Consider the following 15186-nt stretch of genomic DNA (forward strand, 5'->3'; position numbering starts at 1 on the left):
GGGCCGTTGACGCGGTGCTGATTCGCCGGGCGTCAGGTTTGACGTATCGCTGACGAGGTCGTTCGTCGGATGATCACCCCGCTACCCTTCCGTCCCATGCAGCCACATGAGCCGTACCCGGCCCCCGTCCCGCCGCCCCCGCCACGCCGCCGCACCGGCCCGCTGGTGATCGCGCTCCTGATCGGGCTCGTGGTGGGCGCCGGCGGCGTCGGCGCGGCCTGGGCGCTGAGCGGTGACGGCGGCGGGCAGAGCGATGCCGCGGCCGACGCGAGCGCGGCGTGCGGGGCGCTGGAGCGGTTCGACGAGTCGAAGTACGCGGCGGAGGGGCCCGACGGCGACATCGCCCTCAACCGTTTCGGTGCGGCGGGCGCCCACTCGGCGGCTGCCGCCGCGGGCGACCCGGCGTACCAGCCCCTCGCGGACGCGGTCCGCGACGCCCAGTTGGAGCACGCCAGAACCTTCAAGTTCGGCTCCGAGGTGAAGAAGAACCTGGCGAAGGCCCGGGGGATCTGCGAGGAGGATGCGGGCTAGTCGGCGGCGTGCGTGCCGACTCGGGTCGGATAGGTCGCCACCGATACGTCCTCCTCGTCCAGGCACTTCCCCGTTGCCAGGTCGAAGCGCTGTTTCAGTAGCGGGGACGCCACGTACGGGTGGCCGGACGTGGAGCCGAGCAGGCCCCGGGACAGGACCCGGGCGCCCGTGAAGGGGTCCCTGTTGTCGATCGCGTGGACCGTGCCCGCCCGGGTCCGGAACACCGCCGCCTGCTCCCCGTCGGGGAGGAGGACCGCGACACCCCGCCCCGGCAGCAGCGCCCCCGGTTCGCAGACCGTGATCCACGCCCCGTCCACCAGAAGCTGCACGCTCATCCCCGTACCCCGATCGCGAGCAGCGGCAGATCCGGCTTCGTCTGGTCCCGTTCCGGGACGAAACGGACCGTCGGGTCCGGCACCCCCGGCGCGTTCACGAACGACACGAACCGGGCGAGGCGTTCCGGATCCCGCAGCGTCGCCCCCCACTCGTCGCGATAGTGGGCGACGTGGTCCGCCATCAGCGCCTCCAGCTCACCGCAGATCCCGAGCGAGTCCCGCACCACCACGTCCCGCACATGGTCGAGGCCGCCCTCGATCCGCTCCAGCCAGGCCGCCGTGCGCTCCAGCCGGTCCGCGGTGCGGATGTAGAACATGAGGAACCGGTCGACGAGCCGGACCAGTTCGGCGTCCGAGAGGTCCTGCGCGAGCAGATCCGCGTGGCGCGGGGTCGCGCCGCCGTTGCCGCCGACGTACAGGTTCCAGCCGTGCGCCGTCGCGATGACGCCGAAGTCCTTCGAGCGGGCCTCCGCGCACTCCCGCTGGCAGCCGGAGACCGCCGACTTGAGCTTGTGCGGCGCCCGCAGCCCCCGGTACCGCAGCTCCAGATCGATCGCCATCCGTACCGAGTCCTGCACCCCGTACCGGCACCACGTCTGCCCCACGCACGACTTCACGGTCCGCAGCGCCTTCCCGTACGCGTGCCCCGACTCGAAGCCCGCGTCGACCAACCGGGCCCAGATCAGCGGCAGTTGATCCACGCGGGCGCCAAACAGGTCGATGCGCTGGCCGCCGGTGATCTTCGTGTAGAGGCCGAAGTCGCGGGCCACCTCGCCGATGGTGATCAGCTTCTCCGGGGTGATCTCGCCGCCGGGGATCCGTGGCACGACCGAATAGGAGCCGTTGCGCTGGATGTTGGCGAGGAAGTGGTCGTTGGTGTCCTGGAGCGCGGCCTGTTCGCCGTCCAGGACATGGCCGTCCGCGCCGATCGTCGGGGCGAGCGACGCCAGGATCGACGCGACGGCCGGCTTGCACACCTCGCACCCGTCGCCGCCGCGCGCCTCCTCCCGCCCGTACCCGTCCAGCAGGTCGCGGTAGGAGGTGATCCGCAGCGCGAGGACCGTCTCGTACAGCTCCTGCCGGGTCCCCGCGAAGCAGCCGCACAGGCCCTTGTCGACGGTGACGCCGCCCGCCTCCAGCTCCGCCGTGACGAGCTGCCCGACCACCTTGACGCAACTCCCGCACCCCGAACCGGCCTTGGTGCACTTCCGCACCTCCGCCGCCGTCGTGCACGCGTGCTCGGTGACGGCGGCGCGGATCGTGCCCTTCGTCACGTGGTGGCAGGAGCAGACCACCGCCGAGTCCGGCAGCGCGGCCGGGCCGAGCGTGACCGGGGCGCCCGCGCCCGCGTTCGCGGGGAGCACCAGCAGCTCCGGCGCGACCGGCGGCACCGAACCCGTCAGCGGGCGCAGCGTGTCGTACGCCTCCGCGTCCCCGACCAGCACCCCGCCGAGCAGCGTCCCGTCCGCGCCGACGACGAGCTTCTTGTACGTGCCGGAGCGCGAGTCCGCGTAGACCACGTCGAGGCAGCCGTCGGCCGCGCCGTGCGCGTCGCCGAAGGAGGCGACGTCCACACCGAGGAGTTTCAGCTTGGTGGAGACGTCCGCGCCCGTGAACCCGGACCCGCCCCTCCCACCTGATGCCAGATCGTCGGCGGCCGTCCGCGCCATCTCGTACCCCGGCGCCACCAGCCCGTACACCCGCCCGTCCACGGCCTGCGCGCACTCGCCGATCGCGTACACGCGCGGGTCGGCCGTACGGCACCGCTCGTCCACCACGATGCCGCCGCGCGCGCCGACCGGCAGTCCGCAGGCGCGGGCCAGCGCGTCCCGGGGGCGCACGCCCGCCGAGAACACCACCAGATCGGCGGCGAGTTCGCCGCCGTCCGACAGCCGCATCCCGGTCACCGCGCCGTCGTCGCCGGTCACGATCTCCTCGGTACCGGTGCCCGTGTGCACGGTCAGACCCATGCCGGTGAGCGTGCGCAGCAGCGCCGCGCCGCCGCCGTCGTCCACCTGGACCGGCATCAGGCGCGGCGCGAACTCCACGATGTGCGCGGCGAGTCCGAGCCCCTTCAGCGCGCCCGCCGCCTCCAGACCGAGCAGCCCGCCCCCGACCACCGCACCGGTCGTGGCGCCCCCGGCCGCGTACGCCTCGATCGCCAGCAGGTCCTCGATCGTGCGGTACACGAAACAGCCGGTCGCGTCCTTGCCGGGGACGGGCGGGACGAAGGGGTACGAGCCGGTCGCGAGGACGAGGGTGTCGTACGCGAAGACCGCACCGGAGCGCGTGGTCACCTTCCGCGCCTCGCGGTCGATCGCGTCGACGGGGTCGCCGAGGTGCTGCTCGATACCGTGCCGGTCCATGAACTCCGGCTCCACCAGGGTGAGTTCGTCGGGGGTGCGGCCGGAGAAGTACGAGGTGAGGGCCACGCGGTCGTAGGCGGGGCGGGGCTCCTCGCCGAGGACGACGACGCGGTGCGTCGCGGTGAGCCCGTGGTCGGCGAGCGCTTCGAGGAAACGCTGCCCGACCATGCCGTGACCGACCAGTACGAGGGTGGGGATGTCCGTGGGCGCGGTGTGGGGAGTCGTGGTCATGGTCATGGTCAGCGGCCTCCGTCGGGGGTGAGCAGGTGGAGCGGGGGGCCGCCGCCGGTGCCGGCCGCCGTGAGGGGTTCGCCGTCGGCCCAGGCGCGGGCCAGCGCGCCGACGCTGCCGAGCGCCCCGACGAGCACCCCGCCCACCAGCCGCTCACCCCGGACGACGACCTTCCGGTACGTGCGCCGGGTGGCGTCGGTGAGCTGGACGACGTCGTCGCCGGGAAGGGTGTCGCCGGAGCCGAAGGCGGCGAGGTCGAAGGGGTCGGCTGGTCCGGTGCCGTCGAGGGTGAGGCGGGTGAGGGCGCGGGTGCCGTGGTAGCGGGCCGGCTCGCTGTGGGGCGGCGCGGTGAGCGACGCGGCGAGGGCGTCGGCCTGTTCGAGTGCGGGGGCGGCGTGGCCGTAGACCCGGCCCGCGTGTTCGGCGCAGTCGCCGATCGCCCGGATGTGCGGGTCGGAGGTGCGCAGTTCGTCGTCGACGACGATGCCGGAGCGGACGGTGAGACCGGCGGCGCGGGCGAGCCCGGTACGGGGGCGTGCGCCGCAGGCGAGGACGGTGAGGTCGGTGCCGGGTGGGGCGGTGCGGGGTTGGGGCGGACACCAGGAGGTCCGTACGTCGACACCCGTCCGGTGCAGATGCTGCCGTACGAACTCGGCTGCCGTGGCGTCGAGGTGACTCTTCATCAGCCGGTCTTCCCGCTCCGCGAGTACGACGCGGGCGCCACGGGCGGCGAGGGCGCGGGCCGCCGAGACGCCGAGCGGCCCGCCGCCGACGACCAGGACACGGGTACCCGGGCGCACGGCCGCCGACAGCGCGAGACAGTCGTCCATCGTCCGGAAGGTGTGGCCGCGCAGGGGTGGGCGGACGGGGTGCGCGCCGGTCGCGAGGACGAGGGTGCGGTACGGGAGCGAGGTGCCGTCGGCGCAGTGCACGGTACGGGCGGCCCGGTCGATCCGGATCGCGCGGGTGCGGAGGTGGGTGCCGTGGGGGCGGGGGAGCGTGATGACGTGGGGGGCGTAGCGCCCGGCGAGTACGTCGGTGAGCAGGACGCGGTTGTACGGGGCGTGGGGTTCGTCGCCCACGAGGACCGTGCGGTCGGCGGTACCGGGGTCCAGCTCGGCCAGCCGCCGGATGAACCGGACACCTGCGAGTCCGGCGCCGATGACGGTTGCCCGTGGCACCTGAGCGGAAGAGGGCATGTATCGCAGCGTGCGGCGGAGGTGTTACCCGGTCGGATCTGGGGGGTTTCCTGGGGGGAACGCTGCGCTCAGCGGACTCCCTCCGGGGGTGTGAGGGGGTTCCGCTGCGCGGGGCATTTCCGCTGCGCGGGGCTTCTCCGCTGCGCCGGGCTTGAGCGCTGCGCGGGTCCGAGGAGGGCTTGGCACCGCCGGAGCGGTGGGGGGTGGTTGGGCGCCGCTGCGGCGGGATTGGAGGGCGGTGGGTTTGGAGGGGGCGGTTGGTTTGGAGGGCGGTGGGTTTGGAAGGCGGTGGGGTTGGCGGGGGTGTGGCCGTGGAGGGTGGTGGGGTTGGAGGCGATGTGGGTTTGGAGGGGTGTGGCTGTGGAGGGGCGGTGGGTTGGGGAGGGTCGGTGGGTTTGGAGGGGTGTGGCCATGGAGGGGCCGTGGGTTTGTAGGGGCATGGCCGTGGGGGGGGCGGTGGGTTTGGCGGGGTGTGGGGCTGGAGGGCGTGGCTGTGGAGGGGCGGTGCGGTTGGAGGGCCGTGGGGTTGGAGGGGTGCGGGTTTGGCCGGCCGTGGGATGCGAGGGGTGGGTCCCCTCGGGGTTTGGGGTGTGTTTAGGGTCGGGCGTGTGCCTGACATATCTCTGACCACGGTGTTCTTGTTGTGTCTCGCTGCGTTCGCCGCCGGGTGGGTGGATGCCGTGGTGGGGGGTGGGGGGCTCATTTTGTTGCCCGCGATGTTGCTGGGGTTGCCGGGGAGTACGCCCGCCGCCTATGCGCTCGGTACCAACAAGGCCGTGGCGATCGTCGGGACGACCGGGGCCGCCGTGACGTACGCGCGGAAGGCGCCGGTGGAGGTGGGGACCGCCGTACGGATCGGGTTGGCGGCGCTCGCCGGGTCGATGGGGGGTGCGTTCTTCGCGGCCGGGATGAGCAGTGAGGTGTTGCGGCCCGTCATCATGGTCGTCCTGCTGGGCGTCGCCGCCTTCGTGATCCTGCGGCCGAACTTCGGTGCGGCGCCGGTGACGGGCCCGGTGACCCGGCGCCGGGTGTTCGCGGCGATCGGGATCGCGGGGGTCGGTATCGGCTTCTACGACGGGCTGATCGGGCCCGGTACCGGAACGTTCCTGGTCCTGGCGCTCACCGCCGTACTCCACCTCGACCTGGTCACGGCGTCGGCGACCGCGAAGATCGTCAACTGCTGCACCAACGCGGGGGCGCTGGCGATGTTCGCCTGGCAGGGCACGGTCCTGTGGCAACTGGCGGCGATCCTGGCCGTCTTCAACCTCGGCGGCGCGACCCTGGGCGCCCGCACGGCCCTGAAGAAGGGCACGGGATTCGTCCGGGCGGTCCTCCTGACGGTGGTCCTGGCCCTGGTCACCAACCTTGCCTACGAACAGTGGTTCGCCTGACTTCGGCCCACCCCCCCATCCATGTCAGATCGTGCGCTAAGCCTTCTCGGCGGTATTGGCGCTTTGACCTGGGGTGATGAGGACCAGATCGGCGCCCTCGGCCTGGTCCTCAAGGCCCTGGTCCTCAACGCCCTCGTCCTCTTCAACACGCGGTACATGGACGCCGCCGTCACGCGGCTGCGCGAGGACGGGTTCGGCGTCCGCGACGAGGACATGGCCCGCCTCTCCCCGTTCGCCCGCCATCACATCACCATGCTCGGCCGGTACTCCTGCCAACTCCCCGAGCTGCCCGGGGCTCTGCGCCCGCTGCGCGATCCGGACGCCGCCGACGACGCGTAACGCCGGTCGGGCCGGTCGGCGGGTGAGGGCGCCGGGCGGGACGCGGGTGCAGTGGGCGGGGCCGGCGGCCGAGGAGTGCCCGGAATGGACCGGAGCAGCACTCACGTGTGATCCGGCCGAGGGAGGCGCAGCCGCCTGTCGCCTACCGGACTTGCGTAGAGGCGCGGATCTGTTCGGCCAGCCGCGCGAGTTCGGCCACCGCCGCGGGTGAGGCGTCGCTGAGTCCGCTGTGTACGGCCGTCGGGCTTCGCAGGAAGCGCCGCAGCGTGGCCACGAGCAGTCCTTCCGGCAGGGTCCGCAACGCAGCGAACCCGCGAGGGACCGGCGGCGTCGGCATGGCGGCCAGGTTCTGCCGCATGAGGCGGAGCATGCCGCGGACCGCGTCCGGATCGTTGGCCAGCGCTACCGGGCCGCCCGCCGTGTGCACCGCCTGCCCGAGCGGGACCTCGAACGCGGCGTGCGTCTTGAGCCAGGCATCCATCCTCGGCTCGGCCTTGGCGTTGATCCCGGTGGTCCGGAACGCCTCCACGATCCGTTCCAGCCGCGGGGTGGTCCGGCCGTCGGGTTCGCCGATCGGCGTCGCAACGCGGCGGGTCATGAAGTTGGTCGCGCGGTAGCGGACCACGTCGCCGTCCATCGTGCCGCCGGCTGTGCCGAAGCCGAGCAGCACCCGCTCGGGGCCGATCACCGCGCCCAACGGCTCCGCGCCGGCCGCCCAGTTGAGCAGGAACAGCACGTCGCCTTCGAGACCAGCGAGTGACTCCAGCACCGCGTCCACCTGATGGGTGCGGACGAAGACCGCGATCAGGTCGTACCCGCCGGCCGGGTGCTCGACCAACGGCACCGGTACCCGTCTGACGACCGGGCTGTCCTCCTCGGCGAGCTGCACACCGTGCCGGCGCAGGGCGGCCAGCCGCTCGCCCCGGGCGAGGAGCGAGACGTCGTGCCCGGCCTCATGCAGGCGGGCGGCGAACAGGCTGCCGAGAACCCCGGCGCCGTACACGAGCAGTTTCATGACAACCCTTTTCGTACGTGCGCTCAGTCATACGTTCGTTTCAATCAAACGTCTGTAGTGTACGCAGGCATGGCGCCACCTGACACCCGCACCCAGATCCTCGCCGCGGCCGAACACCTCTTCGCCGAGCGCGGTTACCGCGGCACCTCGGTCCGCGCGATCACCGACCTCGCGGGAGCGAACCTGGCCGCCGTCGGGTACCACTTCGGCTCGAAGGCGGAACTCCTGGCCGCGGTCGCCCGCCGCGTGATCGAGCCCATCAACGCCGCGCAGTGCGCCGGGCTCGACCGACTGCTCGCCAGGACCCCGGATCCCGCGGTCACCGAACTGGTGGAGGCATTCGCGGGGCCGCTGTTCGACGAGATGCCGGCCGGTGACGAGGGCGGCGCCCGGACGTCCCGGCTGATCGTGACGATCCTCAGCGACCCGGCCGAGGAGGTGCGCAGCTGGACCGGTCCGGCCGAGGACACGGTCCGTGAGCGCTACCTGGCAGCCTTCGCGCGCGCACTGCCCGGCCTTTCCCCTGAGGAACTGCGGTTCCGGATGCGGGGGATCCTCGCCGTGACGGCAGTGGACCGCGTCGAGGTCTCCCAGCAGCGCTCCCCGGCCTGCCTGTCCCCGGTGGCGGGCGAGGCAGCCCGGCACTGGGCGATCACGTTCCTGACGGCAGCGATGAGCGCACCACCGACGGGGACCTGACAACTCGGGGCGTCGGTCAGTGGGAGTCGGTCAGGTGGGCGAAGACCACGACGTTGCCCTGGTAGCCCGTCTTCTTGGAGTACGCGCCTCCGCAGGTGATCACCCTGAGTTCCGGGCGCGACGACGGGCCGTAGACCTTGGTGTCCGGGAAGTTCCGGCTGTCGTAGACCTCCACCGCGTCGACCGTGAAGACGGCCACCGAACCGTCCCGCCGGTCCACCTCCACCGTCCGCCCCCGGACCAGGGAACCGAGACTGTAGAAGACGGCGGGGCCCTCCGCGTTGTCGACGTGGCCCGCCACGATCGCCGTACCCCTCTCACCGGGCGTCGTCCCGGCCTCGTACCAGCCCGCGAGGTTCTTCTTCTCCGGCGGCGGCACGTCGAGGCTGCCCTGCGGGGTGAGCCCGAGCCCGGTCAGGGGGGCGTTCACCCGGATCGACGGGATGCGAACACGGGTCGGCGGCGAGGGTGCGAGCGGCGCGGCGCCGGGGTCCCCGTACCGGGGGACGGTGGCGGTGGCCGACGCCTGTGCCGCCGACGGCTGCGGCGGTGCGTGGCTCCCCGAACCGTTCCGCAGGAGCCACACCCCCGTGCACAGCGCCACCACGGTGACGCTCGCTATCGCGGTGTTCCCGGCCCGCCGGCTCGCCCGGCGGTGACCCGTTCTGCGCACCTTCTCCCCCTGAAAACCCTGGTTTCCCATGACTGACCGACTGACCGACTGACTGACTGACTGATTGACCGACCGGCTGACTGGCCGGCCGATGGATGTGCTTGCCCGGTGTCCCGCTGCCCCCTCCGCGGCCACGAGGGGCTGCGACCGCGGAGGGGGAGGGGTGGGCGGTACCGATGGACAGCGGAGGTTGTCCGTCAGGCCCCGTCGCCTCTCGCCCGGCGATGCAGGAGCCAGGTACCGCCCGCGGCGGCGACGGCAAGAGCCGCCACACCCGCCGCGGTCTGAACGGGGTCGGGCCCCAGCGCGCCCCCGACCCCGGAGTTCACATGCCCCTTCGGATACTGCTGCCCCGGTGCGGCGGCCAGCGTCACCATCAGATCGCCCGCCGCCCGCTTGCCGTCGGCGCACTTCACGGAGATCTCGTACGTCCCCGGCTGCGCGGAGGCCGGCACCTTGAACTGCCCGATCGCGGTCTCGCCCAGCGTGGTCGGCGCCATCGTGAACTGGCCGGAACCCACCGCACTCGCGTCACCCGTCGCCGAGCCACCGGAACCGCAGGCACGCGAGTTCACCGTCGCGACGGTGCCGGGTACCGCACTCGACGGGAACACCTCGACATCGAGCGCGTCCCCGGCGACGGCGGGCGCGGTCGCCAGGGCCACCGCGGCGACGGCGAGCGCGGGACCGGTCAGCGGACGGGCAAAGCGCATGTGGTGCTCCTCCGAGGGAGCGCGACCCGCGGCACCCCGCCGCTGCGTCGGTCACGCCCTTGCACTACCGAGGTAAGGCCCACTCGGCGCCGTACGCCTCCTGATGCACCCTCAGAACGCCTCCGTCATGCGGCCGAACGGCTGGTCGTACGGGCATGGCCCCGGCCATTCCAGCAGGTCACCGCCGTGTGGCCGAAAAGAAGCGGTGCGGCGGGCGGCCGGGGCTGTGAACGGGTGACCCGGGGGCCGGGTGGGGGAACGCCCGGTACAACACCGGTACGCCGGTACACCTCGTCGCGGCTTGACCTCAAGCTTGCTTGAGGTAACACGCTGTTCCGCATGACCTCACACACCGCTGTGATCCCAGCCCCCGATGCGGCCCCCGGCCCAACCTCTGATCCAGCCCCTGATCCCGTCCCCGATCCCGTCCCCGTACGGACCCGGCCCCTCCGCCTCGCCGTCGTCATCGGCAGCAACCGCGAGGGCCGATTCGGCCCGGTCGTCGCGGACTGGCTCCTCGCCCAGGTCGAGGCGCACCCCGACCTGCTGCCCGATGTCGTGGACGTGGCGGGCGCCGACCTGCCGACCGCCCTGTCCGGTTCCCCGTCGCCCGAGGTGGTGGCGGAGCTGGCCAAGGTGACCCCGAAGCTGTCGGCCGCCGACGCGTTCGTCGTCCTGACCCCCGAGTACAACCACTCCTTCCCGGCGTCCCTGAAGAACCTCATCGACTGGCACTTCACCGAGTGGCAGGCCAAACCGGTCGGCTTCGTCTCGTACGGCGGTGTCTCCGGTGGGCTCCGCGCGGTCGAACATCTGCGGCAGGTCTTCGCCGAGCTTCACGCGGTGACCGTCCGGGACACCGTCTCCTTCCACCACGCCGGCAGCCACTTCGACGACGAGGGCAACCACCGCGACCCGGCCGTCCCCACCGCGGCGGCCAAGGCGATGCTCGACCAACTGACCTGGTGGGGCCACGCCCTGCGCGAGGCGAAGGCCTGCCACCCGTACGGCACCTGACCCGGGCCGGAACCTGTGGGACCGGCCGTCCCCCGCGTGCTCCTGGGTGGGACGGCCGGTCCCCGCGCGCATGCGTGTCCGTGCCGGTCAGTTCACCGACACCGCCGACCACGCCGCCGCCACGGCCGCGTACTCGGCACTCCCTGCCCCGTACAGATCCCGCGCCGCGTTCAGCGTCGCCGTGCGGGCAGCCGCGTAGTTCGTGGACGACGTCATGTACACCGTCAGCGCGCGGTACCAGACGGCGCCGAGCTTGTCCTTGCCGATGCCGCTCAGCGTCGCGCCGTTGCACGTCGTCCCGTTGTGCTGCACCCCGCCGATCGTCTTCGGACCGCTGCCCTCGGCGAGCAGATACGCGAAGTGGTTGGCGACCCCGGACGAGTAGTGCACATCCAGACTGCCGACCCCGGAGCTCCAGCAGTCCGCCGACTTCGTGTCCTTCGACGGCTGGTCCATGAACCGCAGCGCCGCCTTCCCGAACCCGGACCGCACGATCTCCTCGCCGATGAGGTAGTCGCCGGGGTCGGACGGGTTGTTCGCGTAGAACTCGACCAGCGTCCCGAAGATGTCCGAGGTCGCCTCGTTCAGCCCGCCGGACTCACCCGAGTACGTGAGCGCCGCCGTCTTCGACGTCACACCGTGCGACATCTCGTGCCCCGCGACATCGAGCGCGACCAGCGGCCCGAAGGTCGTCCCGTCACCGTCCCCGTACGTCATGCAGAAGCAACTGTCGTCCCAGAACGCGTTGTTGTAGTTGTTCCCGTAGTGCACCCGGTTGTACGAGCCCTTCCCGTCGCCCGCGATCCCGGTGCGCCCGTGCACGTTCTTGTAGTAGTCCCAGGTGGTGTCCGTGCCGTACTGCGCGTCGACCGCCGCCGACGCCCGGTCCGCGGTCGTGCCGTCGCCCCAGTGGTTGTCGGCGTCCGTGAACAGCACGGCGGGCGCCCGGCTGAAGCAGATCCCGAGGAAGCACAGATCGGTCTTGTTCTGCGCGTCCCCGGTGTACGTGTTCCCGCGCGTCGGGTCCTTCAGTTGGTACGTGGACCCGGAGAGCGTCGTCTCCAGCGGGACCGTGCCCCCGTACAGCGAACGGCCGTCCCCCGACACGTGCTCCAGCGTGTCCCACGCGTCGATCTGCTCGCCGGTGCGGGCGTCCGTGAGCACCGTGCGCGCCACCGGGTTGCCCTGCGGGTCCTGGGCCGCGGCCTGGGTGCGCCAGGCGAGTTTCGGGGCGCCGTGCAGCGCGTCCACGAGCAGTTGCGGCTTCGCCGTGATCTTGCGGAGCCGTTCGCCCCGGTTCGCCGCGCGCAGCGCGTCCGCGCCCCGCTCGGCCGCACCCGGCGCGGACACCACGGGCTTCACGGACGGTACGGCGAGATCCCCGCGCACGGCACGGTCGGCGCCCCGGTAGCTGCCGTCCGGGGCGAGATGGACGACGAAGTCGCCGCCCAGGACGGGCAGATGGCGGTAGGTGCGGTCGTAGCGCACATGCCGGCTGCCGTCCGCGTCCACGATCACGTCCCGTACGGACGTGCCCTGCGCGGCGGTGAGGTCGAGCCGCGCCGCGTGCTCGGCGAGTGCGGCGGCGGCGTCGCGTACGGCGGTGTCCCTGCCCGGCAGCGGCCGGTCGGCCGCCGTGGCCTGCGGGGCGAGCGCGGTGGCGAGGAGGGCGGCGACAGCGGCGGCCGTACCGGCGACGGTGAGGCGCGACGCTCTCCGCACTGTTCTCCGCGCTGTTCTTTGGGGTCTGTGCGGCTTCCGTGTGCTCGATATCGGTCTCATCGGACTCCTTCGCGGTGGGGGCGGGAGTGCGGGACGGCGGAACGGGTGGTGCGCGCCGGGCGAGCCGACGCCCCATCAGATTTACGGGTTCATGACATGTCGTGTCCATAGCGCCTCCGGCCGCCTCGGCGCGGGAGCGGCGGCGCGCGACAATCGGACCGGGGCCGCCGAGCCCCGCACAGCGCAAGGGAACGGAAGCACCGGAATGACCACGACAGAGCGCCCCGTACCGGGCCCCGCCCTGCCCTTCTTCGTCTACGGCACCCTCCGCCCCGGCGGCACCTACCACGACCCCTACCTGCGCGGCAGCACCTCCGCCGAGGAGCCAGGACGGCTCGTCGGCGCCGTCCTCTACGAGGGCCCCGGCTACCCGTACGCCGTCGAGACCCCCGACACCCGCACCATCCACGGCGAGCTGATCACCGCCCGCCCCGCCGCCTACGCCCGCGTCCTCGCCGCCCTCGACCGCCTGGAGGAGTTCACCACGCCCGGCGACCCGGGCAACCTCTACGAGCGAGTCGTCCGCGCCGTCCACCGCGCCGACGGCACCACCGTCCGCGCCTGGGTCTATCTCGCCGCGCCCCACGTCGAGGCCCGCCTCCTGGCGACCGGCACCCTCATCACGAGCGGCGACTGGCGGACGGCGGAGGCCGCACAGGCTCCCCGGGCCACAGGGGCTCCCCGGGCTACGGGGGCTCCACCGGCGCCCCAGGCTCCACAGGTTCCAGACGGACCGCGCACACCTTGAACTCCGGCATCCGTGACGTCGGATCCAGCGCCGGGTTCGTCAGCGTGTTCGCCCGGCCCTCGCCCGGCCAGTGGAACGGCATGAACACCGTGTCCGCCCTGATGTCCGTACTGATCCGGGCCGGCGCCACCGCCCGCCCGCGCCGCGACACCACGGCGACCGGCTCCCCGTCCGCCACCGGCACCCGCGCCGCGAGCCGGGGGTGCAGTTGGACGAAGGGTCCCGGCGCCGCCTCGTTCAGCGACCCGACGCGCCGCGTCTGCGCCCCCGACTGGTACTGCGCGAGCACCCGGCCCGTGGTGAGCAGCACCGGGAACTCGGCGTCCGGCTCCTCGGCGGCGGGCCGGTGCCCCACCGCCACGAAACGGGCCCGCCCGTCCTCCGTCCCGAACCGTTCCAGGAACAGCCGGGGCGTGCCCGGATGCCCACCGCCCTGCCCGTCCTCACCGGATGCCGAGGGGCACGGCCAGAACAACCCCTCTCCCTCGCCCTCCGCAAGCCGCCCGTACGTGATGCCCGCATAGTCCGCCGGGCCGCCCGCCGACGCCCTCCGCAACTCCTCGAACACCTCCTCCGGCTCCACCGGGAACCCCCGGTCCACACCCAGCCGCCCGGCGAGCCCGGCCAGTACCTCCAGATCGCTCCGCACCCCCGCCGGCGGATCCACCGCCCGCCGCCGCAGCAGGACCCGGCCCTCCAGATTCGTCACCGTCCCCGTCTCCTCGGCCCACTGCGTGACCGGCAGCACCACGTCCGCGAGCGCCGCCGTCTCCGAGAGCACGACATCGGCGACGGCCAGGAAGTCCAGCGACCGCAGCCGCCGCTCCACATGCGCGGCGCGCGGCGCGGACACCACCGGGTTCGACCCCATCAGGAGCAGCGCCTTCACCTCGCTCCCCAGCGCGTCGAGGAGTTCGTACGCGCTGCGCCCCGGCCCCGGCAGCGCGTCCGGGTCGACGCCCCACACCCGCCCGACATGGCGCCGCGCCGCCGGATCCGTCAGCTTTCGGTACCCCGGCAACTGGTCCGCCTTCTGCCCGTGTTCCCGCCCGCCCTGCCCGTTGCCCTGCCCGGTCAGACAGCCGTACCCGGAGAGCGGCCTGCCCGCCCGTCCGGTGGCCAGGCACAGGTTGATCCACGCGCTCACCGTGTCCGTGCCCTTCGCGTGCTGCTCGGGACCGCGCGCCGTGAGCACCATCGAGGACCCGGCCCCGCAGAACATCGCCACCGCCTCGCGCAACTCCGGCACCGGCACGCCTGTGATCCGCTCCACCTGCTCCGGCCAGTGCGCCATCGCCGCCGCCCGTGTCTCCTCCCATCCGCTCGTCCGCTCCCTGATGAACTCCTCGTCCGTACGCCCCTGGGCGACCACCAGATGCAGCAGCCCGAGCGCCAGCGCCAGATCCGTACCCGGCCGGGGCGCCAGATGCAGATCCGCCTGCTCGGCGGTGCGGGTGCGGCGCGGGTCGACCACGATCAGCCGCCCGCCGTTCGCCCGCAGCTCCGTCAGATACCGCAGCGCGGGCGGCATCGTCTCGGCGAGGTTCGACCCGACGAGCAGCACACACCCCGTCCGCGCCACGTCCGCCAACGGGAACGGCAGCCCCCGGTCCAGCCCGAACGCCCGCTGCTGCCCGGCCGCCGCCGACGCCATGCAGAACCGGCCGTTGTAGTCGATCTGCGACGTCCCCAGCACCACCCTCGCGAACTTCCCCAGGGCGTACGCCTTCTCATTCGTCAGCCCGCCCCCGCCGAACACCCCGCAGGCGTCCGCGCCGTACTGCGCGCGCGTGCCCGCCAGCCCCGCCGCGACCCGGTCCAGCGCCTCGTCCCAGCCCGCCGGCGCCAGTTGGCCGGACCCGGGGTCCCGCACCAGCGGCCCGGTCAGCCGCAGACCCGGCGCGAGCAGCTCCGGCGCGCTCCGCCCCTTGCCGCACAGCGCGCCCCGGTTCACCGGGAACCCCTCCCGCTCCAGCACAGCGACGCCACCGCCCCCGCCGCCGGCCGCGCTCACGGAGAGGTTCATCCCGCACTGCAGGGCGCAGTACGGGCAGTGCGTCGGCGTCACGGTCGTCACGGTCGTGTGCATGCGGTCAGCGTCCGCCCGGCCTGTTACGCCACCCGGCGGCCCCGGTTACGCGACCGGT

The 15186-nt window shown here is 72.9% G+C and carries 13 protein-coding genes and 1 pseudogene; 6 read left to right on the forward strand and 8 right to left on the reverse strand.

Annotation, left to right across the window (positions count from 1 at the left end):
- Positions 1 to 96: 96 nt before the first annotated feature.
- The gene (locus ACIQNU_RS03100) at positions 97 to 531 is read left to right on the forward strand and encodes a hypothetical protein (protein WP_401360292.1); all 435 of its coding nucleotides are present in this window, start codon (positions 97 to 99) and stop codon (positions 529 to 531) included.
- Here the strand turns inward: ACIQNU_RS03100 and nirD are convergent.
- Genes nirD through ACIQNU_RS03115 form a run of 3 tightly spaced genes read right to left on the reverse strand, consistent with a single transcriptional unit; the run spans position 528 to position 4662 of the window.
- Positions 528 to 866, reverse strand: coding sequence for a nitrite reductase small subunit NirD (gene nirD / locus ACIQNU_RS03105; protein ID WP_401360293.1), 339 nt, complete (start codon positions 864 to 866; stop codon positions 528 to 530). The genes ACIQNU_RS03100 and nirD overlap by 4 nt on opposite strands.
- Positions 863 to 3463, reverse strand: coding sequence for a nitrite reductase large subunit NirB (gene nirB, locus ACIQNU_RS03110; RefSeq protein ID WP_401360295.1), 2601 nt, complete (start codon positions 3461 to 3463; stop codon positions 863 to 865). Before nirB ends, nirD begins: the two co-directional genes overlap by 4 nt.
- Positions 3464 to 3471: 8 nt before the next feature.
- Entirely contained in the window at positions 3472 to 4662 is a 1191-nt protein-coding gene (locus ACIQNU_RS03115; RefSeq protein WP_401360296.1) for an NAD(P)/FAD-dependent oxidoreductase, read from the reverse strand.
- Between the two features lie 608 nt (positions 4663 to 5270).
- Here ACIQNU_RS03115 and ACIQNU_RS03120 point away from each other — a divergent pair.
- Positions 5271 to 6053, forward strand: a complete 783-nt coding sequence (locus ACIQNU_RS03120) for a sulfite exporter TauE/SafE family protein (RefSeq protein ID WP_401360297.1) — start codon at positions 5271 to 5273, stop codon at positions 6051 to 6053.
- A gap of 72 nt (positions 6054 to 6125) precedes the next feature.
- A pseudogene (locus ACIQNU_RS03125) lies at positions 6126 to 6392 on the forward strand (Tn3 family transposase); the annotation flags it as partial.
- A gap of 142 nt (positions 6393 to 6534) precedes the next feature.
- Here the strand turns inward: ACIQNU_RS03125 and ACIQNU_RS03130 are convergent.
- Entirely contained in the window at positions 6535 to 7407 is an 873-nt protein-coding gene (locus ACIQNU_RS03130; RefSeq protein ID WP_401360299.1) for a ketopantoate reductase family protein, read from the reverse strand.
- 69 nt (positions 7408 to 7476) lie between these two features.
- Here ACIQNU_RS03130 and ACIQNU_RS03135 point away from each other — a divergent pair, with 69 nt between their 5' ends.
- Positions 7477 to 8106, forward strand: coding sequence for a TetR/AcrR family transcriptional regulator (locus ACIQNU_RS03135; RefSeq protein WP_401360301.1), 630 nt, complete (start codon positions 7477 to 7479; stop codon positions 8104 to 8106).
- A 16-nt stretch (positions 8107 to 8122) separates the two neighbouring features.
- Here ACIQNU_RS03135 and ACIQNU_RS03140 read toward each other — a convergent pair whose 3' ends face one another.
- The gene (locus ACIQNU_RS03140; protein ID WP_401360303.1) at positions 8123 to 8809 is read right to left on the reverse strand and encodes a class F sortase; all 687 of its coding nucleotides are present in this window, start codon (positions 8807 to 8809) and stop codon (positions 8123 to 8125) included.
- 167 nt (positions 8810 to 8976) lie between these two features.
- The gene (locus tag ACIQNU_RS03145) at positions 8977 to 9492 is read right to left on the reverse strand and encodes a hypothetical protein (RefSeq protein ID WP_401360305.1); all 516 of its coding nucleotides are present in this window, start codon (positions 9490 to 9492) and stop codon (positions 8977 to 8979) included.
- 339 nt (positions 9493 to 9831) lie between these two features.
- On the opposite strand from ACIQNU_RS03145, the gene ACIQNU_RS03150 reads away from it, so the two are divergent.
- Complete coding sequence (locus tag ACIQNU_RS03150; RefSeq protein ID WP_401360307.1) at positions 9832 to 10509, forward strand: NADPH-dependent FMN reductase; 678 nt, start codon at positions 9832 to 9834, stop codon at positions 10507 to 10509.
- 87 nt (positions 10510 to 10596) lie between these two features.
- Here ACIQNU_RS03150 and ACIQNU_RS03155 read toward each other — a convergent pair whose 3' ends face one another.
- Positions 10597 to 12291 (reverse strand): M4 family metallopeptidase, encoded by a 1695-nt coding sequence (locus ACIQNU_RS03155; RefSeq protein WP_401360308.1) that lies wholly within the window; start codon positions 12289 to 12291, stop codon positions 10597 to 10599.
- A gap of 205 nt (positions 12292 to 12496) precedes the next feature.
- On the opposite strand from ACIQNU_RS03155, the gene ACIQNU_RS03160 reads away from it, so the two are divergent.
- Positions 12497 to 13039: a gamma-glutamylcyclotransferase family protein gene (locus ACIQNU_RS03160; RefSeq protein ID WP_401360310.1), complete on the forward strand. Its 543-nt coding sequence runs from the start codon at positions 12497 to 12499 to the stop codon at positions 13037 to 13039.
- Here ACIQNU_RS03160 and ACIQNU_RS03165 read toward each other — a convergent pair.
- Positions 12978 to 15128, reverse strand: coding sequence for a molybdopterin oxidoreductase family protein (locus tag ACIQNU_RS03165; RefSeq protein WP_401360312.1), 2151 nt, complete (start codon positions 15126 to 15128; stop codon positions 12978 to 12980). The genes ACIQNU_RS03160 and ACIQNU_RS03165 overlap by 62 nt on opposite strands.
- Between the last annotated feature and the right edge of the window lie 58 nt (positions 15129 to 15186).

Source organism: Streptomyces sp. NPDC091292 (genome assembly GCF_044757265.1).
GTDB lineage: Bacteria > Actinomycetota > Actinomycetes > Streptomycetales > Streptomycetaceae > Streptomyces.

Coding starts and splice junctions, on each gene's coding strand:
- ACIQNU_RS03135 (WP_401360301.1), top strand. CDS start 7,477: ATGGCGCCACCTGACACCCGCACCCAGATCCTCGCCGCGGCCGAACAC.
- ACIQNU_RS03130 (WP_401360299.1), bottom strand. CDS start 7,407: ATGAAACTGCTCGTGTACGGCGCCGGGGTTCTCGGCAGCCTGTTCGCC.
- ACIQNU_RS03150 (WP_401360307.1), top strand. CDS start 9,832: ATGACCTCACACACCGCTGTGATCCCAGCCCCCGATGCGGCCCCCGGC.
- ACIQNU_RS03100 (WP_401360292.1), top strand. CDS start 97: ATGCAGCCACATGAGCCGTACCCGGCCCCCGTCCCGCCGCCCCCGCCA.
- nirD (WP_401360293.1), bottom strand. CDS start 866: ATGAGCGTGCAGCTTCTGGTGGACGGGGCGTGGATCACGGTCTGCGAA.
- ACIQNU_RS03155 (WP_401360308.1), bottom strand. CDS start 12,291: ATGAGACCGATATCGAGCACACGGAAGCCGCACAGACCCCAAAGAACA.
- ACIQNU_RS03160 (WP_401360310.1), top strand. CDS start 12,497: ATGACCACGACAGAGCGCCCCGTACCGGGCCCCGCCCTGCCCTTCTTC.
- ACIQNU_RS03145 (WP_401360305.1), bottom strand. CDS start 9,492: ATGCGCTTTGCCCGTCCGCTGACCGGTCCCGCGCTCGCCGTCGCCGCG.
- ACIQNU_RS03165 (WP_401360312.1), bottom strand. CDS start 15,128: ATGCACACGACCGTGACGACCGTGACGCCGACGCACTGCCCGTACTGC.
- ACIQNU_RS03115 (WP_401360296.1), bottom strand. CDS start 4,662: ATGCCCTCTTCCGCTCAGGTGCCACGGGCAACCGTCATCGGCGCCGGA.
- ACIQNU_RS03140 (WP_401360303.1), bottom strand. CDS start 8,809: ATGGGAAACCAGGGTTTTCAGGGGGAGAAGGTGCGCAGAACGGGTCAC.
- nirB (WP_401360295.1), bottom strand. CDS start 3,463: ATGACCACGACTCCCCACACCGCGCCCACGGACATCCCCACCCTCGTA.